Genomic DNA, 23,447 nt, shown 5'->3' with positions numbered 1-23,447 from the left:
TGCGCCGCCCTTTCGCCTGGGGGAGCACCCCCGGCCTTACTCTGGGGACACACGCATGGCCCGCATCCTGATTGTTGACGACGACCCCGCGATTCTGGACATCCTGGGGGCCTACCTGCGCGCCGACGGCCACACGGTGCTCGAAGCCCGCGACGGTCTGCACGCCCAGCGCGAACTGCCGGGCGCGGATCTGGCGATTGTGGACTGGATGCTGCCGGGCCAGAGCGGGCTGGAACTGGCGCGGCAGCAGCGGCGCGCGCAGCCGGACTTTCCGCTGCTGCTGCTGACCGCCCGGGGCGAGGAAGAAGACCGCCTGCGCGGCCTGGACGCCGGCGCCGACGACTACGTCACCAAGCCCTTTTCGCCGCGCGAGGTGGTGGCCCGGGTGCGCGCCCTGCTGCGCCGCGCCCGCCTGGGGCCCAGCGTGGCGGTGGCCGGGCTTTCGCTGGACGAAGGGCGGCGCGCCGCCCAGCTGGACGGCCAGGACCTGCCCCTGTCCCGGCTGGAATTCGACCTGCTGCTGACCCTGGCGCGCCACCCCGGCTTCGTGTGGTCGCGCGCCCGCTTACTTGAACGGGTGTGGGGCCCGGATTTTCCAGGTGTGGAGCGCGTGGTGGACGTGCATATGGCCGCCCTGCGCCGCAAACTGGGCGAGCAGCCCGACCAGCCGCGCTTTATCGAGACCGTGCGTGGGGTGGGCTACCGCTTCCGGGAGGACGGATGAGCGCGGCGGGGAGGGCGCCGGCAGGGCCGCTCACCCGGCGGACGCCCACATGAACCTCTTCGCCCGCCTGTTTCTGGGGCACCTGCTGGTGACCGTGGTGGCGCTGGGTGCCCTGCTGGCTCTGGCCGAACTGAGCGCGCCGGCCTTTTACCGCCACCATGTCGAGCAGATGGTGGCGCTGCTGGGCCCGGAAGGGCGGGCACTGCAACCGGATCTGGAACGTGGGATGCGCGGCACCCTCACCAGCGCCCTGCTGGCGGCCCTGCCGTTTGCCGCGCTGGTGGCGGCCATCACGGCCCTGCTGACCTCGCAGCGCATTGTGCGCTCAGTGCGGCTGCTCTCGGCGGGCAGTCAGGCGCTGGCGGCCGGCCACTATGCCCGGCGCCTGCCGGAAGGGGGCCGCGACGAACTGGCGCAACTGGCCCACCACTTCAACGTGCTGGCCGGTTCGCTGGACCGGGTGGAGCAGGACCGGGTGGCCCTGATTGGCAATGTAGGCCACGAACTGCGCGCGCCACTGGCGGCCCTGCGCGGCTACGCCGAGGCCCTGAGCGACGGCGTGCTGCCCCCTGAACAGGCCGCGCCCGCCATGACCCGCGAGCTGCGCGCCCTGGAACGCCTCGCCGCCGACCTGAGCCTGGTGTCGCGGGTGGAAGCGGGGCAGGTGGCGCTGCAGCCGGGCACCTTCAGCGCCGCCGAGCTGTTACAGGCGGCAGCCGAGCGCTTTGCCGACGCCTACGAGGCCCGGGGCGTGGCCCTGGAGGTGGCACCCCTGCCACCCCGCCCACCGCCCCTGCACGCTGACTTTGAACGGACGCTGCAGGTGCTGTCCAACCTGCTGGCCAATGCCCTGCGCGCCACGCCGGGCGGAGGCCGCGTGACCCTCAGCGCGCACGCCCACCCCGCCCAGGTGGCCCTGCAGGTGACGGATACCGGCAGCGGCATTCCCCCCGAGCACCTGGAGCGCATTTTCGAGCGCTTTTACCGCGTGGACCCCGCCCGCACCCGGGGCGACGGCAGCGGCGTGGGCCTCACGATTGCCCGGGGGCTGGCCCACCAGATGGGCGGGGACCTGCAGGTGACCTCTGGCCCCGGCGGCAGCACCTTTACCCTGACCCTGCCAGCGGCCGAGGGGGCCTGACAGGCGGGGTCCTGGGAACAGCCGTCTGTTCCACCCTGGTACCAGTAAGCCGCCGCTCAACGCCACTCCAGCCCCTCTCTATCCGTGCCAGAGCCGCCCCGGCTTCTCTCCGAGGCGGCTCCGGGCTTCACTCTGACCGTGGCTGGCCGTTGCACCTTGGGGCCGAAAAGCGGCCCCTCCATTCCGCCCACGCTGCTGTTGTTCGCAGGCGCTCTCGTGGCTCTCCCCGGAGCCGCCCTGGGTTCAGCCCTGAGGCGCCAGGACGTCCCGCAGGCGCCGCAGCAGTTCCTCGGCGCGCTCGTAGCCGGGGCGCACAAACACCATGCCCATGTTGCTCCAGTCCTGCACGGCCGCCACCTCCTGCCCGCCGCCTTGCAGTTTCAGGTGGGGGTAGGCGCCGTATTCCACGAAGCAGTCGAACTCGGTGGCCACGCTTTCCAGGGCCAGGGTGTTCTCGTCGGTCCAGCGAATCAGGTACGGCAGCAAAAAAGCAGGCTTGCCACACGAGCCGCCCAGGCCCACCAGCGGCAGGCCCGCCACACTGGGCACCTCGTCGCGCAGCCGGGCGCGCGACAGGAAGGCGTGACGGTCGCGCACCTGCGCCGGACCTGTCTTAAGTGAAGCGATATAGGGACCAACGGTGAGTTTGGACATGCAGGGTTCTCCAGGGAAAAGAGGCTCGAAGGGGACGAAGTGGACCGTCTGACTGGACGGACCAAACCGCGACGGGGTGGGGGCCCACTCGCCCCCACCCGCTTCGCTGGCCAGCTTACGCTGGGCTGGGCGTGCCCGTGGGCACCGGGACCGGGGGCGGAGGCCCGGGGCGCACCGGAGGCCGGAACCCCCGCAGGCGCAGGGCGTTACTCAGAACGAACACGCTGGAAAAGCCCATGGCCGCCGCCGCCAGCACCGGGCTGAGCAGCCAGCCCAGCGCCGGGTACAGCGCGCCCGCCGCCACCGGAATCAGCACGATGTTGTACGCAAAGGCCCAGAACAGGTTCAGCCGGATATTGCGCAGGGTCGCGCGGCTCAGGGCAAAGGCGCCCGGCACGCCGCGCAGGTCCCCGCTCATCAGGATCACGTCGGCGGTTTCCACCGCCACATCGGTGCCGGTGCCGATGGCCAGCCCCACATCGGCCTGGGCCAGGGCAGGCGCGTCGTTGATGCCGTCGCCTACAAAAGCCACCCGCTGCCCCTGCGCCTGCAGTGCCTTGACAGCGTCACTTTTGCCGCTGGGCAGCACCTCGGCCAGCACGGTGTCAATGCCCAGTTGCCGGGCGATGGCCTGCGCGGTGCGCGCGTTGTCCCCGGTGATCATGGCGACCTTCAGGCCCAGGCGGTGCAGGGCCTGCACCGCTTCGGGGCTGCCCTCCTTGATGGGGTCGGCCACCGCCAGCACCGCCGCCAACTGGCCGTCCAGCGCGGCGTACAGCGGGCTCTTGCCGGCGTCGCCCAGGGCCTGGGCCTGCGCCGCAAAGGGGGTCACGTCCAGCCCCAGCCTCGCCATGTAGCGGTCGGCGCCCACCTGCACGCGGCGGCCCTCCACCACGGCGCTCAGGCCGAAGCCGGGTACGGCCTCGACCGTTTCAGGGCGGGGCACACCCAGGCCTTCGCGGGCGGCGGCCTCCACCAGCGCGCGGGCAATGGGGTGCTCGCTCTGGCTCTCGGCGGCGGCCACAAGGCGCAGTACGGTTCCCCGCTCCATGCCGGGGGCGGGCAACAGGTCGGTCAGTTCGGGGCGGCCCCGGGTGAGGGTGCCGGTCTTGTCCAGGGCCACCACATCTACGGCCTGCAGCCCTTCCAGCGCGCCGCCACTCTTGAACAGCACGCCCAGTTCGGCGGCCTTGCCGGTGCCCACCATGACACTGGTGGGGGTCGCCAGCCCCATGGCGCAGGGGCAGGCGATGATCAGCACCGCCACCGTGGTCACCAGCGCAAAGCTCAGGGCAGACGGCCCCCCCAGCAGCAGCCACAGCACAAAGGTCAGCGCGGCAATGCCCAGCACCACCGGCACAAAGGCGGCCACCACCCGGTCGGCCAGGCCCTGAATAGGCGGCTTGCTGCCCTGGGCGGTTTCCACCAGCCGGATGATCTGGGCCAGCGCCGTATCGGCGCCCACGCGGGTGGCGCGGAAGGTCAGGGCGCCGTGGCCGTTGATGGTGCCGCCCACCACGCCCGCACCGGGCTGCTTGCTCACGGGCACCGGCTCACCCGTGATCATGCTTTCGTCCACGTAACTGCCGCCCTGCACCACCTCACCGTCCACGGGAATCTTCTCGCCGGGGCGCACCACAATCAGGTCACCCACGCGCACCTCGTCGGTGGGCACGTCCTGTTCCTGGTCGCCGCGCCGCACCCGGGCGGTGCGGGCCTGCAAGCCCAGCAGGGTCTTCATGGCCTCGCTGGAGCGGCCCTTGGCCAGCGCCTCAAAGTATTTGCCCAGCAGCACCAGCGTGATCACCACGCCCGCCGCCTCGTAGTACACGTGGGCGGTGCCTTCGGGGAACAGGCCCGGGGCCACGGTGGCCACCACGCTGTAGGCAAAGGCCGCCGTGGTGCCAATCATGACCAGGGCGTTCATATCCGGCGAGCGGCCCCGCAGGCTTTTCCAGCCCAGGCGGTAAAACCGCCGCCCCGGCCCGAACTGAATGGGCAGCGCCAGCGCCAGCATCACCCAGTTCAGGGTGGTCATCACGCCGTGCCCAAAGGTGCCCATCAGCCAGTCGTTCAACGCGGGAATCAGCATGGGGGCCATGGCCAGCAGCAGCAGCGGCACGGCAAACACGGCGCTGAAGGTCACCTGCCGGCGCAGCTCGGCCACCTCGCGCTCGCGGGCAGCGCGTTCCTGATCTTCGCGGGCCTGCCCGGCCTGGGCGTCCAGCACCTCATACCCCGCCTCTCGGATGGCCGCTTTCAGCTCGCCCGGGGCCACGCTCTGGGGCAGGTAGGTGACGGTCGCGCGCTCGGTGGCCAGATTCACGCTGGCGGCCAGTACCCCGTCCACCTTCTTCAGCGCCCGTTCCACGCGGCCCACGCAGTTGGCGCAGGTCATGCCCTGGACCCCGAACTCGGCCTGGGCCGTGACTGGCTCGTAGCCCACGTCCTGCACGCGGTCCAGCAGCGCCTGCGGGCTGGTGAGAGCAGGGTCGTAGGTGACGGTGGCGCGCTCGGTGGCCAGATTCACCGTGGCCTCCTGCACCCCCTCCACCTTTTTCAGTCCGCGCTCCACCCGCCCCACACAACTGGCACAGGTCATGCCCTGCACGCCCAGCTCGATGGTTTTCTGCATCGCGTCTCTCCTTCCGGGCCTTTGCCCAATCCCCCCCAGGGGGATACCAAGTGGCCTCAGCATAGGCGGTTGGGCAAGGATGCGCAAGACCGGAAGGGCCAAACATGCACTATGACGCAAAAGCCGATTCCGACCATTGACACCCCCAGGGGGAGGGTATACGCTGAACAGGAGGAAACCCTATGACCAAGATTGAACTGGATGTGACGGGTATGACCTGCGGCCACTGCCAGACCGCCGTGACCAAAACCCTGAAGAGTGTGCCCGGCGTGGACGACGTGCAGGTGAATCTGCAGACTGGAAAAGCCGTGGTACAGGGCGCCGCCCAGCCCGAGCAGCTGATTGCCGCCGTGCAGGAAGAGGGCTACGGCGCCAGCCTCTCCACCCCCTGATGACCGACCATCCAGCCGCCCACTGCCCGGCCCCGACCCCCGAGGAGGGGGTGGAGGTCCACACCCACGCGGGTCACCTGTGCATGCCGGAAGAAAGCCGCAAGCGCGCCGCGCGGCGGCTGGCGATTGCACGCGGCCACCTGGAAAGCATTCGCCGCTCACTGGACGACCCCCACGTGTACTGCGTGGACGTGCTGCGCCAGATCAAGGCGGTGCAGGGCGCCCTGGACGGCGCCGCCAGCGTGGTGCTGCGCGGACACCTGGAAGCGCATGTGGCCACCGCCGCCACCCGGGGCGACGAGCAGGAACTGGTGGACGAACTAATGGACGTGCTGAAGTACCTGTAACGTTCATACGACTTCCGAAAAATGCCGTCAGGCGTGACGGCATTTTTTCGACCAGAGGGAGCAGGAAAGAATACGGACTGCCGCCTGCACAGCTGAGAAACGCACAACGAAGGGCAAGCCCGGTCAAGGCTTGCCCTTCGTCGTCTGAATCCAGCTTTACGCGCCGAAGAAGCGCAGCAGGGGGCGCCACCAGGGAATCGCCAGCAGCACAGTCAGCAGGGCCAGCCCGCTCCACAGGGCCGCCGCACCAAACTTCGCCTGATCAGTAGTCGCCTTGCGGGCGCGGCTGCTGGCCAGGGTGGCGAACACCGCCGCCAGCGCGCCCAGGCCCAGGTGCTCCCACTGAAAGCTCTGGCGCGGGGCCCCAGCGAACACGGGAATGTTCTGCATGCCCATGAACGCGAACAGCAGCAGGCCCAGCACCACTTGCAGGTGCAGGCTACCCATAAAGGCCACCACCGGGCGGCGGTCGGCCGCCGTGTACGCCCGCCCCGCCGAGCGGCCCATCACACTGGCGGCCAGCGCCCAGATGCCCGTGAGCAGAATCACCCAGCGGTTGAGGTTGTGAAGGGTCAGCAGCACCAGATACAGGCTTTCCATGCCCCCAGCCTATCCCTTACCGAGCGGTCAGCTCAAGGACAGAGTGGTATGGACAGGGGAGCTTGGGTTTCTGCGACTGCGGCCAGAAAGGAACAGACGGGCCCGGAAACTCCTGGCTCAGAACACCACAGTCTTGTTGCCGTGCACCAGCACGCGGTCTTCCACATGGGCCTTGACCGCGCGGGCCAGCACCTGCCGCTCCACATCGCGGCCCAGGCGCATCAGGGTCTCCGGGGTCTCGCGGTGAGTCACCGGCACCACGTCCTGGGCGATGATCGGCCCGGCGTCCAGTTCCTCGGTGACGTAGTGGCTGGTGGCGCCAATCAGTTTCACGCCGCGCTGAAAGGCCGCGCGGTACGGGTTGGCGCCCACGAAGGCGGGCAGGAACGAGTGGTGAATGTTGATGACCGGCTTGCCAAACGCATTCAGGAAATCTCCCGAGAGAATCTGCATGTAGCGGGCCAGCACGGCGAACTCGGCGCCCGCTTCCTGCAGCAGCCGCACCTGCTGGGCCTCAGCTTCGGCCTTGTTGTCCTTGGTGACGGGAACCACATGAAAGGGAATGCCGAACATCTCGGCGTCGCGGCGCAGGTCCTCGTGGTTGCTGATCACCAGAGGGATCTCCACATTCAGTTCGCCCCGGCGTTTGCGCCACAGCAGGTCCAGAAAGCAGTGATCGTACTTGCTGACCAGCACCGCCATGCGCCGGGGCTCGGTCGTGTAGGTCACGCGCCACGTCATGCCAAACGGGGCGGCCACCACGGTGGCAAAGGCCCGTTCAAAGGGCTCGCGGGCGAGATCCAGGCCCGAGAGGTGAAACTCCATGCGCATGAAAAACGTGCCGCCCTGGGGGTCGGTGCTGTGCTGGTCGCTGTGCAGGATGTTGGCGCCGTGGTTGTGCAGGAACTGCGACACGGCGGCCACGATGCCGCCCCGGTCCGGGCAGGTGATGGTCAGAACAGCGGTGTTGTGGGGGTCAAGCGCGGGAGCCGGAACCGTCATATCCGGCGAGCATATCCCAGGCCCGGCAGTGGTAGCCTCGCGGACGTGCAGACGAACCTCCTCCCCTACGACCCGGAGCTTCACGCGGCGCTGCTGGCCGACTACTGCCTGATGGCGAATGCCGGCGAGCGGCTGCTGGTGGCGGGCGGACAGGAGGCCACGCCCTTGCTCCGCGCCCTGACCCGCGCCCTGCTGACCCGGGGCGCGCGCCCGGTGCCCCGCGTGGACTACCCCGGCCAGGACGACGATTTTGCCGAACTGGCCACCGACGCCGTGCTGGACGCCGCGCACCCCGCCGATCTGGCTGACGTGCAGGCCCTGGACGGCAGCCTGCGGGTGCTGACCCCGACCCCGGGGCAGCCGGTGGACGCCGCCCGGCGCGCCCGCCTGCTGGCTGCCCGCGCCCCCATTGCCACCGAGCGCGCCCGCAAGAAGTGGAGCCTGACCCTGTACCCCACCGCGCACGCCGCCGCGCAGGCCGGCATGACGCCGGAGCAGTTCGGGGATTTCGTGATGCGCGCCATGTTCCTGGACCGCCCCGATCCCGTGGCCGCCTGGGGCGAGATCCGCGCCATGCAGGCCCGGATCATCGAGCGCCTGACCCGCGCGGACGTGGTGCGCATTGAGGCGGCCGGCACCGACCTGACGCTGCGCGTGGGCGGCCGGACGTGGGCCAACAGCGATGGGCGGCGCAACATGCCCAGCGGCGAGGTTTTTACCGGGCCCATAGAGGACAGCGCCGAGGGCGTGGTGACCTTTACCGTGCCCGCCGAGTACCAGGGGCAGGTGGTGCGCGGGGCGCGGCTGGAATTCCGGGGCGGCTTGGTGGTGAACGCGACCGCCGAGGAAGGCGAGGCCGTGCTGCACGCCGCGCTGGACACCGACCCCGGGGCCCGGCGCCTGGGCGAACTGGGCATTGGCACCAACAGCGGCATTCAGGTGCCCACCGGCAACATCCTGTTTGACGAAAAGATTGGCGGCACCGTGCATCTGGCCATTGGCAAGAGCTACCCGGAGACGGGCGGCGTGAACGCCAGCGCCGTGCACTGGGACCTGATCACCGACCTGCGCGCGGGCGGGCGCCTGAGCCTGGACGGCGAGGTCGTGCAGGAAAACGGCCAGTTCTTGATCTGAGGCCATGCCGAGATACCGGCCCCGCCTCCGGAGGCCCCACCCGGGCAGCCTGTCGGTGCATGTCTGGGTGGACGACCTGCCCGCTGGGTACCGGCTGCCGCCTGGAACAGAAGTGCGTGTCTCTGGGGGCGGCCTGGGTCTCTGGCCGGAGCGCCACGCGGCGGTCAGTCTGGACTTCGTCTCTGGCATTCCACGTTTTGGGCTGCTGGGTGGGAGCTTCACGCCCACCTCTGAAGGCGACTTCGTGGTGGTGCTGCCGGCGCCGGTGCCGCTGGACGAGGTGCCTTACGGCGACGCACCAGATCGCCGCGCTGGGCTCCCCGGCGAATTTCACGCCGCCGTGCTGCGGGGGCTGGCCGAACCCGCAGCATCAGAGCCGTTTGCCCTCCCCGCTGGCACCCTCACGCTGGAGGTGGCCGGGCACGATGTGGTGGGCACCTCCAGCCTCGTCATGCTGCGGGTGGCCCAGGCCCTGCGCCGCCTGCTGGCCCAGCCCAGCCTTACGGAAGCCCTGCTGGCCGATCCGGCCCTGTACGAGTTGCGCCCGGCAGCTGAGGCTCCTTCTCCCCCGTCCAATCGTTAGGATGGCCCGCATGACAGGGACCATCTGGGTGTTCAGCGGCAGTCCGGGCGCGGGCAAAACGAGCGTTTCGCGCGCGCTGCTGTCGCGTTTTCCGCTGGGGCTGCACCTGCCCATTGACGACCTGCGTGAGCTGGTGGTCTCTGGCCTTGCCCACCCCAGCCTGGACCACCCGCCCGAAGCCGTGCGGCAGTTTGCCCTGGCCCGCACGGCCGCCGCCCACCACGCCCGCCTGTACGCCGAAGCGGGCTTTGCCGTGGCGATTGACGACGTGCTGTGGCCCGCCGATGTGGCGCCGATGGCCGCGCAGTGGACGGGGCTGGACGTGCGCCCGGTGCGCCTGTTCACCACCCTGGAGGTGGCCCATCACCGCAACCGGACCCGCACGAACAAGACCTACGACACGCAGAGTCTGGTGCCCCTCATTGACGGCCTCTATGGGCAGATGCCGCCCGAGGCCTACCGGGCCGCCGGTTGGGCCGTGGTGGACAGCAGTCAGCTGACCCTGGACGAAACAGTGGAAGCAGTCCTGGGGCTGACATGGCCCGTGTGAGTGACTGGGCTGTGCTCTCTGGCACTTGGTTCGTGGTGCGCACCAGCCTGCCGCTGTGGCGCACGCGCGACAATCCCAGCGTGACCTACGCCCCGCTGCCGGACGGCCGGGTGGTGGACACGGTGCGCTTCACGCGGGGCGGTCGGCCCGGCGTGATCGTGGGGCTGGACCGGCCCCTGCCGGGCGGCGGCTGGGAATGGCGCGGCCTGAGCCTCCTGACCCGCTGGACCCCCAGCCGCTGGCAGGTGCTGCACGCCGAGGAGGACTGGGCGGTGACGGTCTTTGCCCGCACCCCGTTTACCCCAGCCGGCCTGGATGTCTACGCCCGCACCCGGACCCTGAGCCCCGGGCAGGAGATCCGGGTGCACGAAGTGCTGCGAGGCCTCTCCGGGGCGCAGCCGTTTCTGGCTGGCCTGTTCTCGCCGGTTCACGATGAGGACTAGACCGCCGACGGGTCGGGCCGCTCTTGCTCGCCGGCCCGGCCCGTCGCGCCGCCCGGTTACACGTCCCGTTCGCCAGGGATCGGCGCCTTCACGCCCGTAATCGCCTGCGCGGCCTGGATGCCGGCCATCACGGCGGCTTCCACGCAGCCGGCGTTCAGGCCCGTTTTCAGCCAGTCGCCAGTCAGCACGAGGTTGCGGTAGCCGGATTCGTCGGCGCGCAGGCGGTGCTGGCTGCTGCCCACCACGCTCATCACGTAGCGTTCTGAAGGGTCCATGTTGGCGCGCCAGTACTGGGCGTCAAAGCGGGCCTCGCCCTGGGTGTCGTCGGGGACGCTCAGCAGATTCCAGTTGAACTCGCCAGCCGGGCCCACAGCGGGCAGCAGAGCGGTCAGTTGCTGGCGCACCTGATGCAGTGCGCCGGCCTTGGCCTGCTCAGCACAGTGGACAGGAAAGGCGGTGTCGCTGGGCGGCGGCAGGCCCTCGTCGGGAAACACCGAGCAGAAGTACGAGACATTGCGCGGAGCGCCCGGCGTGTCCGGCCAATCCTCGCGCTCCAGCAGCTGGTCCATGGGGGCCCAGGTGTCGTAGGGCTCGGTAAACCCGCTCAGCACCGGCTGCTGGCCGTGCGGCTGGCTGGTCCAGCCCAGCTCATCCAGGGTCTGGTTGAACCACAGCTGGTAGGCCTGGGTGGGAATGGTCTTCACTTGCTCGGTGGTGGCTTTCAGCGCCTCGCTGCCCGCCACCAGCTCCGGGGCCACCAGCGGCACCGAGGCCACCGACAGGCCCAGAATCACCCGGTCAAAGTCCACGCCTTTTGTCAGCGTCACTTCGGGCAGCGGTTTGCCAAAGGTCTGCTCGTACACCTGCGGCCAGGTGCTCCAGTGCGATTCCAGGTTGGCGCCGCTGCCCCGCAGGGCCTGGGCTTCGGCGGGCAGCAACTGGTCCAGGTTCGGGGCGCTGGGCCAGCAGGCCAGACCCTTTACGTACACAAAGGGATCGTAGTGGGCGTCACCGCTGGCCACGGTGGCCTGCCGGGTCAGGCGGATGGTGCCCACCTCGTCGCCGTCGCGGGTGAGTTCCTCGACCTTGTGGAAGAACTTGAACTTCACTCCACGCGCCTTAAGGGCCTGATACGCGGGCGAGAAGATGGTGTCGCCCATGCCGGCCTGCATCTTGTACATGATGCTGCCCTTGTAGCTCAGGCCAATGCGCATCATGGCGCGCAGCAGGGTGCCGGCCTCGGCGTTGGGGCGGTCGTAATCGCCGCCTTCGTAGGCGAAGACCAGATCGTAGAAGCCGCGAATCACCGCGCTGTTCACGCTGTAACGCTTGTTGGCGCCGTGCTTGATCAGCCAGTCGCGCAGGTCAATGTCGTTGATGACGTCAAAGCCGTGGGTTAGCACGCCGTCGCGCAGGAAGCCCAGCAGGGTGGTCACGCCCAGGTCCAGGCAGATGTAGGCGCGGCGGATCTCGTCGTCGCGGTCCAGCAGGGCGCACAGCAGATGGTCAATCCAGCCCTTGATGCCCTGCAGGGTGTGGGCCAGCACGCCGTGATCGTCCTCGGCGCCGTGCAGCCGCCCCGGCAGCGCCGCCGCCAGCTGGCAGGCCCCCTCCACCGAATGCACCACGCTCAGGGCCAAATGCTCCACATCGGCCTGCAGCGCCTTGGCGAGGTGGTGCAGCCAGGAATCGTGCTCGCCGGGCTGCTGTTGCGGGGCGGCCACAGGTTCGGGCACGTGCAGGTGGCAGATCTCGGCCAGCCACTTCTTGATCTGGGCCAGCAGGGCCTGCGTGGCCTCCCACAACATGGGGTGCTCGGCGCCGTCGCCGGGGGTGCCGGGGCGGTGGGGGAACATCAGCGGCCAGGGGCGCCACGTCTCCCCAATGTGCTCGCTCAGGACGATGTAATCGTGCGGCTTGAAGGCGTCCTGCCACGTCGCCAGCGGCGCGCCTTCTGGCCGGTTCAGCTCGCCGTAGATGCCCTGAATCATGCGAAAGGCGTTCTCGTAAAAGCCGAACCAGATGTGCAGGCCGTGTTCCTCAATGCGCTGGCCCGCCGCCGCGTTGCGCCCACTGGCCCCCTTGCCGCCCAGGCGCCAGCCCATCTGGTACAGGGTGATGTCGTACTTCTCCTGCCAGTCCTTTTCCTGCGTCAGGTGATACGCCGCGCTGATGGCCCCCACGCCGCCGCCCAGAATGGCGATCTTCTCGGGCGCGGTGCGGGCCGGGGGCGTGACCTCGGTGGCCTCGGTGACGGTGAAGTCAAAGCGCACCTCAAAGGGCAGGTGGGCGGGCTGCTCGCCCAGGGCGAGGCCCAGCGTCTCCTGCAGGGGAAACGAGGCGACCTCGTGCAACGTGCAGCTGTACTCCTGCCCGAACAGCTGCCCCCCGTGGACCGCGTCGACCACGGCAGGGGCCGCCACCACCGCCTGATACACCGCCTTGCTCCCGGTGCCGTCCGGAAACTGCTTCAGGAAGAGCTGGTCGGTGCGCGGTTCGGCCAGCAGCGACAGCAGGTCTTCCCATCCGGCCAGATCGGGGATGAGGAAGTCGGGCAGGTGCATCAGCCCTTCAAAGGCCCCCTTCACCAGATCGGCAAAGGAGCGGATGGGGTGGGCGCGGTCCTTCAGGCCGCCCAGCAGGCCGCCGCGCGCGTGGGGCGTGACCTCCAGCAGCGGGTGCCACGCGATCTGGGTCTCGGGCGAGAACGGCTCGAAGCCCTTGACGCGCAACCGGAAATCCCCGGCCTCGCCAGCGGCGGGCATGTCGTACTGGCAGTCGTATTTGGGATAGCCGTACAACTCGCGCCCGTTGATCAGCGCCATGGTGTCGTCCACCCAGATGTGCGCCGGGTAGAAATACAGGTGCTGCAGCCGGCCCCGGTCGTCCAGCTGGCCCACCGGAATCCAGGTGATGATGTCGGTTTCGGTGATCCAGCCCTTGGCCGCGTCGCTGGGGTGCGCGGAGTGCGCGTGCCCCACCCGAGTAAAGGTGAGCATCACGTATGAGGAGAGCACCTTGAAGGTGGCGTGGCCCTGCGCGGCGCGGTTGAGGCCCGCGTCCACGGTGGCCTGCAGCTTCTCTGGGTCCCCTTTCAGGAAGAAGCCGCGCATGTCGGCGCCCTGCAGGACCAGTGGCGAGTGCATGAGGACAGAGCCCGGGAGGAAAAGGTAATCAGGTCTGGGCATGGCTTCACGCAGTCTTCATGAAAAAGCATGAGGGCACAATGGGGGGGCTGACCCACCCACTGCACAAAGCCCGCCCGGCCCCGGGCAGGTGATGATGGGGCGAACCCATTCGCCCGCCACCCGCCGCCGCTTCCTCCCCCGTGCCCCGGCCTGTTTTTCGCCCTGCCTCCGCGCGTTTTTCCCACTTGTTGCTCGCGCTCTACCTTCACGCTCTGGCCGGTTCTGGACTAAACCCGCTCACAATGTTCTCCACCTGAAAGACCCTGGCGTGAGGTTCCTCACTTTATACTGAGGTCACTCTCTGGGAGGAAAGTGTTCGTGAATTCAGCTCGTTGGCCCCGTACTGTTCTGACGGTTCTTGCTCTGCTGCTGGCGCTGCTGGCCGGGCAAGGGCACGCCGCACCCGGCGACGCGCTGGTGGTGAAGACCACCCTGTACCAGGGCGCCGCAGGCACCTTTCCAGACAGCGGGGCCGCTGTGCCGGCCTGGGCGGGCACCCTCAGCCCCATTCCCCGCGTGCGCTTGACCGGCGACGATTCCTGGCTGGTCATGGAACTGCGCAACCCCACCCAGAACACCGAGTGGGTGTTTGCGCCTCAGGGCTCATTGATTGAGCGGGTCAGTGCCCGGCTGTACCGCGAAGGGCGCCCGGCCCAGCAGATCGAGACCGGCTACCGCGCCGAACACGCCTACATGCTGCACTACGGGGTGGACATCACCCTGGCCCCTGGCGAGCGGGCGTGGCTGGTGGCGCGCTTCAGTAGCCCCTTTTACGCCTCGCAACCCGAATTCGTGGTCGCCAACCGCGCCGACTACCGCCGCACCGTCTCGCGCGAGAACTTCCTGATTCTGGCGGCGCTGGGCGCCCTGATTACCCTGTCGGTGTACAACCTGTTCGTGTATGCGGGCACGCGCAACCGCTCGTTTCTGTACTACGCCGCCTACATGCTCACCTACTGCGCCGGGTGGGCCTTTACCTTCCACATTCCCGCCGACGTGTTCGGCCTGCGTGACCTGCGGCTGCACTACCTCTGGTTCTTCCTGCTGCCGGTGTGGAACACGCTGTTTTACCTGCACTTTCTGCAGCTGGATAGCCGCCTGCCGCGCCTGGCCCGCCTCAGCCGGGGTGTGATCTGGCTGTCGCTGGCGCTGCTGCCCGCCTCGTTCCTGCTGCTGCCCTACGCCCATGTGCTGGCCACAGGCTTGATTGCGCTGTGGCTGGTGCTGGCGCTGATTTCCGGGGTGCTCAGCTGGCGCCAGGGCTTCGAGCCGGCGCGGTTTTTCGTGCTGGGGTTGCTGGCGCTGTTTGTGCCGGCCGTGATCATCCTGCCCGGGAACGTGGGCCTGACGCCCGACGTGCCCTTTAACTCCGAACTGTTTACCCTGCTGGGCGGCACCCTGGACGGCCTGCTGCTGGCCTTTGCGCTGGCTGACCTGATCCGGCTGCTCAGCCGCCAGAATCAGGCGTCGATTGTCCAGTTGCAGCGCGCCCTGACCCTGGCCCGCACCGACACACTGACCGGGCTGCACAACCGCTACGCCTTCGAGCAGGCCTTCAACGAACCCGGCGACCGCCTGCTGATCGTGATGGACCTCGACGGCCTGAAGGGGATCAACGACAAGCAGGGCCACCTGAAGGGCGACGAACTGCTGCGCGCCTTTGCCCGGCACCTGCAGAGCCTGGAAGACGAGGAGGGCGTGACCACCTACCGCCTGGGCGGCGACGAATACGCCGTGCTGGCCCCGCCCCGCCTGGAAAAGCAACTGGTGATGCGCCTGCGCGAGATTGAGCAGGCGATGCAGGCCGAATACCCCACCTCCGGTGTGAGCTTCGGCGTGGCCCATACCGGGAACACCCCCAAGATCAGCACCTTCGAGGAGGCGGACCAGCGCATGTACCGGCAGAAGATGTCAAAAAAGGGATCAGCGCGTCCGTCCTTACTGACCTGAGACGGACGCGCTTCTAGAAACAAGCGCTGGAATGAACATGAACCCGCCACATGCTTCTGCCAGGGTCACAGCCGTTTTTCAGGTGACGGGGCGTGGCGTGGCGCTTGAGCTGGCTGACCTCCAGGGCACTGTCAGGACCGGTGACTGGCTTTCGGGCTTTCCGGCACCGCACCGCCACCGCCGCAGACAAGTGGTGGCCGTGGAATGGGTGGACCGGAACCTGAGTTCAGGAAGGCCGCAGGCCGCTGTGACCGTGGTGGTCGCCCACCTCAAGGCCGACCTCCTCGACCGCCTCTGCGGCGTTGAAGTGTTCTTCTCAGCCGACCCCGGCGCTGAACCCGGCCTTTAACACCCAGAGATCGGGGCGGGCGAGAACTTCCCTCTGCCATTCGGTGGCTGGCTGTCCTTGGCCTTCCCTACCCCACCACTTTCCGAACGGTGGCCGAGAGTTTTGGCGGGTACATCAAGGCGAACTGGCCGCGCTGGTCCGCCCACACGCGCGCCATATCGCTGTAGCGCATGGCCACGTAGCCCAGCAGCGGGTCCATGATGTACACCTGCCCGGAAGCGTCGTTGTAGCCCACCAGCACGCGCCAGTGCGGAATCACCTGCCCGGCCGCCGTGATATGCGACTGCAGCGCAATCACCGGGATACCGCTGCGAATGGCGGCCCGCACCGTATTCAGGCTGCCGCCTGTGTACAGCCGCGCTTCCAGGCCCACCGTGGGCGCAAACTTCACGATGGCCTGCGCGCTCATGTACGAGCGTTCCGAAGGGCGGGTCTGGCGGCTCACGTCGGCCATGTTCATCTTCAGGCCGTAGTAGGCCAGCACCTGAGTCAGGCTGGCCGGGCCGCAGGCGTTGTAGGTCTGGCGCACCAGAGGCATGCCCTGCAACACGTAGCCGGGCGGCGGGGCCGCCTGCGCCGAAGCCAGAACCATTCCGCCAAACACCACTGCAAAAGCCGCGCGCATCCGGGCAAAGATCGCACGCGGCCCATCACGGGAACCTTTCAGGGGGTTGTGGGGAATGGGTTGTAGGAACAGGTTTTCCCACAACCCACACCCGACAGCCCACACCCCTCTTTACACCCTCGTCAGGTCTTTCGGCAGGGGCAGGAACTCGATCTCCGGGTGCTGCTCGGCGGTGTATTCCAGGTCGTAGCGGCTACGGAACAGCATCACCGGGCGGCCCTGGTCGTCTTCCACATGGCGGGCAAAGCGGGCCACGTTGCTGGGGTCGCCGGCCAGCCAGCGCACCAGCTGGTAGCCCGTCACGTTCAGTTCCACGTCCACGCTGTATTCCTCCTGCAGACGGGCCTGGAACACCTCGAATTGCAGCGGGCCCACGGCGCCCAGGTAGGGATCACGCGCGCCGTCGGTGGGGTAAAAGACTTGCACCACGCCTTCTTCGGCCAGCTGGGTCAGGCCCTTCATAAAGGCCTTGCGCTTGCCCACATCGCGCAGGCTGATCGTGGCAAAGGTTTCGGGGGTAAAGCGGGGGAAGCCGGGCAGGGTCACCTTGCCGTCCACGCTCACCACATCGCCAATCTGGAACACGCCCGGGTTCACAAGGCCCACGATGTCGCCGGGGTACGCCTCTTCCACCTTCTCGCGGTCCTGGGCGAACAGGGTGTGCGCCTGCGACAGCCGCAGCTTGCGCCCGGTGCGGGTGTGGGTCACGTCCATGCCGCGCTCGAAATGGCCACTCATGACGCGCATATAGGCCGTGCGGTCGCGGTGCTGCTTGCTCATGTTGGCCTGCAGCTTGAAGATGAAGCCCGCAAATCCGGCGTCGGGCTGGCGCTCGCCCAGGTTGGTTTCCACGGGGCCGGGGGGTGGGGCAAGGTCCACAAAGTTCTGCAGGAAGTGCTCCACGCCGAAGTTGTTCATGGCGCTGCCGAAGAACACCGGGGTCAGCTCGCCGTTCAGGAAGCCGGCCGGGTCGAATTCGGGCATGGCGCCCTGAATCAGTTCCACGTCCTCGCGCAGCTTGGCGGCGAGGTCGGCGCCCACCAGCTCGTCCAGCTGGGGGTCGTGCAGGCCAGCCGTCTGCACGGGCGCGCGGTGCTTGCCGCCCGAGGTGCGCTCAAAGGCCAGCACCTGCGCGGTCTGCAGGTCGTACACGCCCTTGAAATCCGGGCCGTCGCCAATGGGCCACGTGAGGGGCACGGCGGTGATTTTCAGGGTGCCTTCCACCTGGGCAATCAGCTCAAAGGGGTCCTGGGCAGGGCGGTCCATCTTGTTCACGAAGGTCAGGATGGGAATGCCCCGGTTGCGGCACACGGCGAACAGCTTCTCGGTCTGCGCCTGCACGCCACGCGCGGCGTCCAGCACCATCAGCGCGGAGTCGGCGGCGGTCAGGGTGCGGTAGGTGTCCTCGCTGAAATCCTGGTGACCCGGGGTGTCCAGCAGGTTGATGTGCCGGCCCCCGTATTCAAACGTCAGCGCCGAACTGGAAATCGAGATGCCGCGCTGCTGCTCAATGCTCATCCAGTCGGACTTGGTGTGGCTGCGGCCTTCCTTGGCGGTCACGCTGCCCGCTTCCTGAATAGCGCCGCCGTACAGCAGCAGTTTTTCGGTGATGGTGGTCTTCCCGGCGTCCGGGTGCGAGATGATGGCAAAGGTGCGGCGGCGGGCGATTTCGCTGGCAAGCGCCGCCGTGGGCTGTTCGGGCATGGTCATGGGTGCTCCTGCGGGGGCCTGAAGAGGCGCGGCCCGGCTGCGGGTGGGGTGAACAAAGCGCGGCCTCGACTCGCGCTAGGGGGGCGTGAGGAGTGCCGTCATGCCGCCCATGATAGCGGCCCGGGGGCTGGGGTGCCACGCGGCGCGGGCAGCAGGACTGACCGGCCGCACAGTTCCCTTCCCCAATCCCGTACGCTGAAGGGCATGACCCCTGCTTCCCGCGCTGGCCTAAGCGCCGTGCTGGCCACAGCCATTGCCTCCGCTGCTTTTCTGGCCACCGGCTTCGTGGTGGTGCGCGGGCTGGCGGACCTGAAAAACGCCAGCGACGTGATCAACGTGACTGGCAGCGCGCGGCGCTCCATTACCTCGGATCTGGCGGTGTGGACCTTTACCGTGCGCTCTGCCAGCGACAGCAGCCTGCAGAGCGCCTATGCCCAGTTCCGGGCCGCGCAGCCCGCGCTGGACGCCTACGTGAAGGCACAGGGCTTTGCCCTCGGCGAACTGCGGCGCGAACCCGTGAGTGCCGGGCCCGAAACCTACAGCGTGATTGAAACCATCGGCGGCGAGAACGAGGAAGTGCAGCGCACGCGCTACGTGGTCAGTCAGGCCTACCGGGTGCAGTCCGGCGAGATTGAGCGGGTGCAGTCGGCGGTGGGCGCTGCGACCTCGGCCTTTGTGGAGGCCAGCACGGGCGGCGTGACGGTGGCCAGCGGCGAGATCAGTTACCTGTACACCAAACTGGCCGACGTGCGCCTTGCCCTGCTGAAAGAAGCCAGCCAGGACGCCCAGCGCCGCGCCCAGGCCATTGCCCAGAGTGCCGGGAACGAGGTGGGCGCCGTGAAAACCGCCCGCATGGGCGTGTTTCAGATCACGCCGCGCTTTGAAACCAGCGTGGAGGACAGCGGCAGCTACGACACCAGCAGCCTGGAAAAGGACGTGACGGCCGTGGTCGAGATTGATTTCGTGGTGCGGTAAGGTCAAAGGGGCCAGGGCGACCACCTCTTGAGGCCGGAACGCCGAGCCAGGAGGGGTCCGGTGGCCGCCAGCGGCGGTGCTGGGCCTGACACGGTTTCCGAACCATTCCGTGACGTGTTCCGGGAGTGTTCCGGCTGGAGGGACTCGCAGAGCGGCGCGGCAGCGAGGGAAAACAGACAGATATCCGGGCATTGGACGCGGGCGGCTTTCCAGGAGCGGGCCATCGAGCTCTTCGCTGGCTGTGACGGAGATGGACGCCAGCCCGTATGAGGGGCTCCGGCCCCAAGGCAGAACAGGACGCCGCTGTACATGCGCCGCTGAACCTGCGCTGACAGGCCGCGCCCGCTGCAACCCGGCAGCTGACACGCGGCTGAAGGCCGGCTGCTGTGATGACGGCAGGGCGAAGCCCCCCCTCGCCCCACAGGAGACCTGACGATGATCCGACAGACCCTTGCCCTGTTGCTGCTCAGTTCCCCGGCCCTGGCCGCCACCTCTGCCTACCTGGACGTGGCGACCAGCCCCAAAGGCAGCACTGCTGCCGACATGTTCCGCGATCTGGGGCAGGTGTGCACCGGCGCGTCGTTCCTGCGCCAGCGCCAGACCTCGGGCAGTGTCGAGAATCTGGAACTGCTGCTGAACAATCAGGTGTCGCTGGCCTTTGTGCAGCTGGACGTGCTCAAGGCGCGCGACCAGATTGACCAGGACCCGCGCGTGCGCGCCCTGAAAACGCTGCTGCCCCTGAACTTCGACGAGGTGCACCTCATTGCGCGCCCGGCCGTCACCACCAACCTGCTGGGCCGGACCAGCGTGCGCGGCATTCAGGTCTTCAGCAACCTGCAGGGGCGCAAACTGGGCGCCTGGGACGGGAGTGTCATCACTGCCCGGGTCCTGAGTGCCAAGGCGGGCGTGCCCATGACCATTCAGGAGTACCGGGGCCGTGACGAGGCGATGGCCGCCCTGAACGCGGGCCAGGTGGACGCCGTGCTGGCCGTGGCCGGGCAGCCGGTGGACTGGATTAAGGCCCTGAACCCTGCCGCCTACCGCTTGGTGCCGCTGAACATTGCCCCGGCGCGCGTGAACGGCTTTTACCGCCCCGCCACCCTGCGCTACCCCGGCCTGGGCCAGGGCGTGAACACCTACGCCGTGCAGCGCCTGCTGGTCACGCGCGATTTCAAGACGCCAGAGCGGCGCGCCGCCCTGCTGAACTACCAGAAGTGCGCCCTGTCCAAACTGACGCAACTGCAGGAAACGCAGGGCTTTCACCCCAAATGGAGCGACGTCACCTTCAAGGAACAGCTCTGGCCCTGGTTTAAGTAAGGCCAGGGGATGGACCGTGGCGCCGCTGGGCGGTCAGCTGCCCAGCGCCCCATCTGACTGAGGCGACCTGCCATTCATTCCCGGAGATCTGTCGTCTTCCCTCCCTGCTGCGCCGCTCCGGTCGGAAGCCGTGTGATACGGGACTCAAGTGATTCCACACCCGTCCGAGCCACGCGGTGGCCCCCTCACCCTTCCGTCGCTCCGCTCCTCCTTCCCTCTCCCACCAGGGGAGAGGGCAAGACGGCAAGCGATCACGAGAGAATCAAGTCCTGTTCAGGCCGTATGAACGTGGCAGACGCCGCGAACCACGGCGGCCTGCAGGACACGGGGGCGGCCTGGAGCTGCGTCCCTCTTTGCCTCAGGAAAAGGCAGCCACAAACGCCGCCAGCCCCTCATCCAGGGTGTTCAGCCGCGCCTGAATCAGGGTGTCGGGATCGCGGTGGTAGCCGCCTGCCATCACCGTGACCAGGGGGGTCCGCGTGCGGGCGGCCCAGCGAAAGACGCGGCGGTCCCGCGCCCTTACCCCGGCGAGGCTCAGGGCAAGGCGGCCCAGCTGATCGCCGGCCAGCACGTCGGCCCCGGCCAGATAGAAGGCGAAATCCGGGTCAAAGGCGGCCACCACGGGTGCCACCTGCTGGTCCAGGGCGGCCAGGTACTCGGCGTCCCCAGTGCCGTCGGGCAGGGCCACATCCAGCCCACTGCGCTCCTTGCGAAAGGGGTAATTGTGCTCGGCGTGCACGCTGACCGTCAGCACGCGCGGTTCATTGGCAAAGAGGGCGGCGGTGCCGTTGCCCTGGTGCACATCCAGGTCCAGCACCAGCACCCGCGCGGCCTGGGCCGTGTCCAGCAGCCAGCGCGTACTGATCGCCACGTCGTTCAGAAAGGAAAAGCCCTCGGCGTGGTCGGCGTAGGCGTGGTGGGTGCCGCCGCCCAGGTTCAGCCCCCACCCCCGGGCCAGGGCGTCGCGCGTGGCGGCCAGGGTGGCGCCGCTGCTGCCCAGGCCACGCGCGGTCACGGCCGGCGTCCAGGGAAAGCCCAGGGCACGTTCCTCGGCGCGGGTCACCTGTCCCTCGCGCCAGCGGCGCAGGTAGGCCGGGTCGTGCACCCGCTCGGCCAGGGCCCAGTCCAGGTCCGGGGCGTCGTGTAGGGGCAGGCGAGCGGCGGCCTGTTCCAGCAGGGTCACCAGAGACTCGCGCGGCAGAAACTGGCGGCGCGGCGCGCTCTGCCCCGTGTAGGCCGCGCGCCGGAACGCAGTGTGGGCCCGGAAGGGGTGCGGCGGGTTCACGCCCCGCAGGGTACAGGGCGTCCCGCTTCTGTCTGCGGGGCCCAGCCCCGGACCCGCAGCGGTTGGCCCACGCCTTCACTGAGAGCCCGCTCTTTCCCCGCTGTCCTGGGGCGTCAAAGGGCGCGCAGAGTCGTCTCCGCCTGCGCGCGGCCGGTCCCAGAGGGCGTGAGGCCAGCAGCTGGATGCCCCCTCTGCAGAGCTTCCGCCTACTGCGCCGACCTGTGTCTGGCCCAGGCGATTCAAGCCAACTGGAGGAGGAAAAGGGCCCTTCAGCCTGGAGCTGGCAGGCCGCGTCTCTTCCTGCCTGTGGGCGTCACCCAGATCACCCCGGGCGGAGCTCGTGGCCAGCGGCGCGCAGGGCGGCCTCGGTGCGGGGCAGGTCCGCCGCTGCGACCAGCACGTAATCGGTGTTGTAGGTGGAGAGGGCGAAAATCCCCACGTCCGCGTCGCGCAGGGGGTTCAGCACACTCGCCAGAATGCCGGTCAGGGTGAACTCGAAGGGGCCCACCAGTTTCAGCGCCCGCCAGCCGCGCTGGGTGCGAATGCCGTCAGGCACCTGGGCAGCGGCGCACACCACCGACAGTTCATCGGGGGCGGACATCACGCACCAGACCTCGCCCGTGGTGGCCCAGGTGGGCACCGCCGCGCCAGCGGGCAGTTGCGAAACGGCGTATTCGCTGGGCAGGGTCAGCAGGGTCTGGGACACACGGGCAGCATAGGGGGAGAACAGTGCAGGGGGCCCGTCCCCCCCTCCATTCGGCCCCCCCATTCGGCCAGGGGACCGGGCTGGCCGCTCGGAGGGCGCTTTCTCGCGCCGCGCGGCGCACCATAGCAGCATGACCGTCTTGACTGATCTTTCCAGTGCCCTGGCCGACGCTGTTCAGGCCGCCGCCCCCAGTCTGGTGACCGTGCTGGCCGCCCGCCCCGTCAGTGGAACCGTGGTGGCCTCCGGGCAGGTGCTGACCGTGGCCCACTTGCTGCACACCGACGACGTGACCGTTCTTGGCGCCGACGGCCAGCGCCGGAGCGCGGTGGTGGCGGGCCGCGACCCATCCACCGACCTCGCACTGCTGCGGGTGGACGGCCTGGACGCCCCAGCACTGGCCCCAGCCGCCGAGGTGCGGGTGGGCGAGCTCCTGCTGGCGGTGGGCCGCCCCAGCAGCGGCCTGCAGGCCACCCTGGGCTTCATGGAACGCCTGCCCCAGCCCGGGGGAGGCTGGCTGCCCACGGGCGCCGCGCCCTTCCGGGGTGTCAGTGGCGGGGCGCTGCTGGGGGCGGACGGGGGGCTGGCAGGCGTGCTGAACGCGGGGGTCTCGCGCGGCGAACTGCTGGCGGTGCCGGCCCAGCGCGCGCTGGAGGTGGCCGCGCTGCTGGCCAGCACCGGCCGCGTGCCGCGCGGCTACCTGGGGCTGGCCACCCAGCCGGTGCATTTTCCGGGGCCTGAGGACGCGCCGCGTGAGGGTGCTGGCCCCGCCAGCGGCCCGCAGCGGGGCGGGCGTGGGGGCCCCCGGGGACCCTCATGGGAGCGCGGCTGGGCGCGCCGCGCCGGGCGCCTGGGCCTGACGGTGGTGCAGGTGGAAGCGGGCAGCCCCGGTGAAGCGGCGGGCCTGCGGGTGGGCGACGTGCTGCTGGCCCTGAACGGCGAGGCGATGCGCCATCCGCGCGACCTGCTGGGGCGGGTGCGGGGCCGCGCGAACCAGCCGGTCACCCTGAAGGTGCTGCGCGCCGGCGAGGAACAGGACGTGACTGTGACGGTCGGAGAACGCTGATCGAAGCGCCGCGTGGGCTGGAGGGGGGCGCCCATGGCCCCCCCAGGCCACCCCAGCCCCCGTCCCGCCGGGCG

The 23,447-nt window shown here is 68.9% G+C and carries 22 protein-coding genes; 13 read left to right on the top strand and 9 right to left on the bottom strand.

Going from position 1 to position 23,447, the window contains the following annotated elements:
• The first annotated feature begins 55 nt into the window (after positions 1 to 55).
• Together KMW22_RS03490 and KMW22_RS03485 are read left to right on the top strand one after the other, a co-directional pair.
• Complete coding sequence (locus KMW22_RS03490; RefSeq protein WP_221088645.1) at positions 56 to 724, top strand: winged helix-turn-helix domain-containing protein; 669 nt, start codon at positions 56 to 58, stop codon at positions 722 to 724.
• Between the two features lie 49 nt (positions 725 to 773).
• Positions 774 to 1,865, top strand: a complete 1,092-nt coding sequence (locus tag KMW22_RS03485) for a sensor histidine kinase (RefSeq protein ID WP_221088644.1) — start codon at positions 774 to 776, stop codon at positions 1,863 to 1,865.
• A gap of 243 nt (positions 1,866 to 2,108) precedes the next feature.
• Here KMW22_RS03485 and KMW22_RS03480 read toward each other — a convergent pair whose 3' ends face one another.
• The gene (locus KMW22_RS03480; protein WP_221088643.1) at positions 2,109 to 2,519 is read right to left on the bottom strand and encodes a hypothetical protein; all 411 of its coding nucleotides are present in this window, start codon (positions 2,517 to 2,519) and stop codon (positions 2,109 to 2,111) included.
• A 115-nt stretch (positions 2,520 to 2,634) separates the two neighbouring features.
• Positions 2,635 to 5,154, bottom strand: coding sequence for a heavy metal translocating P-type ATPase (locus KMW22_RS03475; protein WP_221088642.1), 2,520 nt, complete (start codon positions 5,152 to 5,154; stop codon positions 2,635 to 2,637).
• 182 nt (positions 5,155 to 5,336) lie between these two features.
• On the opposite strand from KMW22_RS03475, the gene KMW22_RS03470 reads away from it, so the two are divergent.
• Together KMW22_RS03470 and KMW22_RS03465 are read left to right on the top strand one after the other, a co-directional pair.
• Positions 5,337 to 5,546, top strand: a complete 210-nt coding sequence (locus KMW22_RS03470; RefSeq protein ID WP_221088641.1) for a CopZ family metallochaperone — start codon at positions 5,337 to 5,339, stop codon at positions 5,544 to 5,546.
• A complete protein-coding gene (locus tag KMW22_RS03465; RefSeq protein ID WP_328774580.1) occupies positions 5,546 to 5,893 on the top strand; it encodes a metal-sensitive transcriptional regulator in 348 nt (115 codons plus the stop codon). Before KMW22_RS03470 ends, KMW22_RS03465 begins: the two co-directional genes overlap by 1 nt.
• Positions 5,894 to 6,049: 156 nt before the next feature.
• Here the strand turns inward: KMW22_RS03465 and KMW22_RS03460 are convergent, their stop codons facing one another.
• Both KMW22_RS03460 and purU read right to left on the bottom strand, forming a co-directional pair.
• Positions 6,050 to 6,493, bottom strand: coding sequence for a hypothetical protein (locus KMW22_RS03460; RefSeq protein ID WP_221088640.1), 444 nt, complete (start codon positions 6,491 to 6,493; stop codon positions 6,050 to 6,052).
• 117 nt (positions 6,494 to 6,610) lie between these two features.
• Positions 6,611 to 7,495 carry a formyltetrahydrofolate deformylase gene (purU, locus tag KMW22_RS03455; RefSeq protein ID WP_221088639.1) on the bottom strand — a complete coding sequence of 295 codons (885 nt, stop codon included), beginning with the start codon at positions 7,493 to 7,495 and terminating at the stop codon, positions 6,611 to 6,613.
• A 45-nt stretch (positions 7,496 to 7,540) separates the two neighbouring features.
• On the opposite strand from purU, the gene KMW22_RS03450 reads away from it, so the two are divergent.
• Genes KMW22_RS03450 through KMW22_RS03435 form a run of 4 tightly spaced genes read left to right on the top strand, consistent with a single transcriptional unit; the run spans position 7,541 to position 10,205 of the window.
• On the top strand, positions 7,541 to 8,629 hold the full coding sequence (locus KMW22_RS03450; protein WP_221088638.1) for an aminopeptidase: 1,089 nt from the start codon (positions 7,541 to 7,543) through the stop codon (positions 8,627 to 8,629).
• A gap of 4 nt (positions 8,630 to 8,633) precedes the next feature.
• Positions 8,634 to 9,212 (top strand): hypothetical protein, encoded by a 579-nt coding sequence (locus KMW22_RS03445; protein ID WP_221088637.1) that lies wholly within the window; start codon positions 8,634 to 8,636, stop codon positions 9,210 to 9,212.
• A 10-nt stretch (positions 9,213 to 9,222) separates the two neighbouring features.
• On the top strand, positions 9,223 to 9,762 hold the full coding sequence (locus KMW22_RS03440; RefSeq protein ID WP_221088636.1) for an AAA family ATPase: 540 nt from the start codon (positions 9,223 to 9,225) through the stop codon (positions 9,760 to 9,762).
• Positions 9,750 to 10,205: a hypothetical protein gene (locus KMW22_RS03435; RefSeq protein WP_221088635.1), complete on the top strand. Its 456-nt coding sequence runs from the start codon at positions 9,750 to 9,752 to the stop codon at positions 10,203 to 10,205. Before KMW22_RS03440 ends, KMW22_RS03435 begins: the two co-directional genes overlap by 13 nt.
• A 56-nt stretch (positions 10,206 to 10,261) precedes the next feature.
• Here KMW22_RS03435 and KMW22_RS03430 read toward each other — a convergent pair whose 3' ends face one another.
• Positions 10,262 to 13,351 (bottom strand): NAD(P)-binding protein, encoded by a 3,090-nt coding sequence (locus KMW22_RS03430; RefSeq protein WP_235692547.1) that lies wholly within the window; start codon positions 13,349 to 13,351, stop codon positions 10,262 to 10,264.
• 360 nt (positions 13,352 to 13,711) lie between these two features.
• On the opposite strand from KMW22_RS03430, the gene KMW22_RS03425 reads away from it, so the two are divergent.
• Together KMW22_RS03425 and KMW22_RS03420 are read left to right on the top strand one after the other, a co-directional pair.
• Positions 13,712 to 15,343 (top strand): GGDEF domain-containing protein, encoded by a 1,632-nt coding sequence (locus KMW22_RS03425; RefSeq protein ID WP_221088633.1) that lies wholly within the window; start codon positions 13,712 to 13,714, stop codon positions 15,341 to 15,343.
• 97 nt (positions 15,344 to 15,440) lie between these two features.
• Positions 15,441 to 15,692 (top strand): hypothetical protein, encoded by a 252-nt coding sequence (locus tag KMW22_RS03420; RefSeq protein ID WP_221088632.1) that lies wholly within the window; start codon positions 15,441 to 15,443, stop codon positions 15,690 to 15,692.
• A 67-nt stretch (positions 15,693 to 15,759) separates the two neighbouring features.
• On the opposite strand, the gene KMW22_RS03415 is transcribed toward KMW22_RS03420, so the two are convergent.
• Together KMW22_RS03415 and KMW22_RS03410 are read right to left on the bottom strand one after the other, a co-directional pair.
• Positions 15,760 to 16,284, bottom strand: a complete 525-nt coding sequence (locus KMW22_RS03415; protein ID WP_235692545.1) for a C39 family peptidase — start codon at positions 16,282 to 16,284, stop codon at positions 15,760 to 15,762.
• 144 nt (positions 16,285 to 16,428) lie between these two features.
• Positions 16,429 to 18,021, bottom strand: a complete 1,593-nt coding sequence (locus KMW22_RS03410; RefSeq protein WP_221088904.1) for a peptide chain release factor 3 — start codon at positions 18,019 to 18,021, stop codon at positions 16,429 to 16,431.
• Positions 18,022 to 18,231: 210 nt separating this feature from the next.
• Here KMW22_RS03410 and KMW22_RS03405 point away from each other — a divergent pair, with 210 nt between their 5' ends.
• On the top strand, positions 18,232 to 19,002 hold the full coding sequence (locus KMW22_RS03405; RefSeq protein ID WP_221088630.1) for an SIMPL domain-containing protein: 771 nt from the start codon (positions 18,232 to 18,234) through the stop codon (positions 19,000 to 19,002).
• A gap of 435 nt (positions 19,003 to 19,437) precedes the next feature.
• A complete protein-coding gene (locus tag KMW22_RS03400) occupies positions 19,438 to 20,319 on the top strand; it encodes a TAXI family TRAP transporter solute-binding subunit (RefSeq protein ID WP_221088629.1) in 882 nt (293 codons plus the stop codon).
• Positions 20,320 to 20,677: 358 nt separating this feature from the next.
• Here KMW22_RS03400 and KMW22_RS03395 read toward each other — a convergent pair whose 3' ends face one another.
• Positions 20,678 to 21,604 carry a histone deacetylase family protein gene (locus KMW22_RS03395; RefSeq protein WP_221088628.1) on the bottom strand — a complete coding sequence of 309 codons (927 nt, stop codon included), beginning with the start codon at positions 21,602 to 21,604 and terminating at the stop codon, positions 20,678 to 20,680.
• Positions 21,605 to 21,926: 322 nt separating this feature from the next.
• Entirely contained in the window at positions 21,927 to 22,310 is a 384-nt protein-coding gene (locus KMW22_RS03390) for an ACT domain-containing protein (RefSeq protein WP_221088627.1), read from the bottom strand.
• Positions 22,311 to 22,440: 130 nt separating this feature from the next.
• On the opposite strand from KMW22_RS03390, the gene KMW22_RS03385 reads away from it, so the two are divergent.
• A complete protein-coding gene (locus KMW22_RS03385) occupies positions 22,441 to 23,373 on the top strand; it encodes a S1C family serine protease (protein ID WP_221088626.1) in 933 nt (310 codons plus the stop codon).
• The last annotated feature ends 74 nt before the right edge of the window (positions 23,374 to 23,447 follow it).

The organism is Deinococcus aquaedulcis, from assembly GCF_019693445.1.
Classification (GTDB): Bacteria; Deinococcota; Deinococci; order Deinococcales; family Deinococcaceae; genus Deinococcus; species Deinococcus aquaedulcis.
The sequence above is the reverse complement of the archived record's forward strand: the minus strand, read 5'-3'. Positions and strand labels throughout refer to the sequence as shown.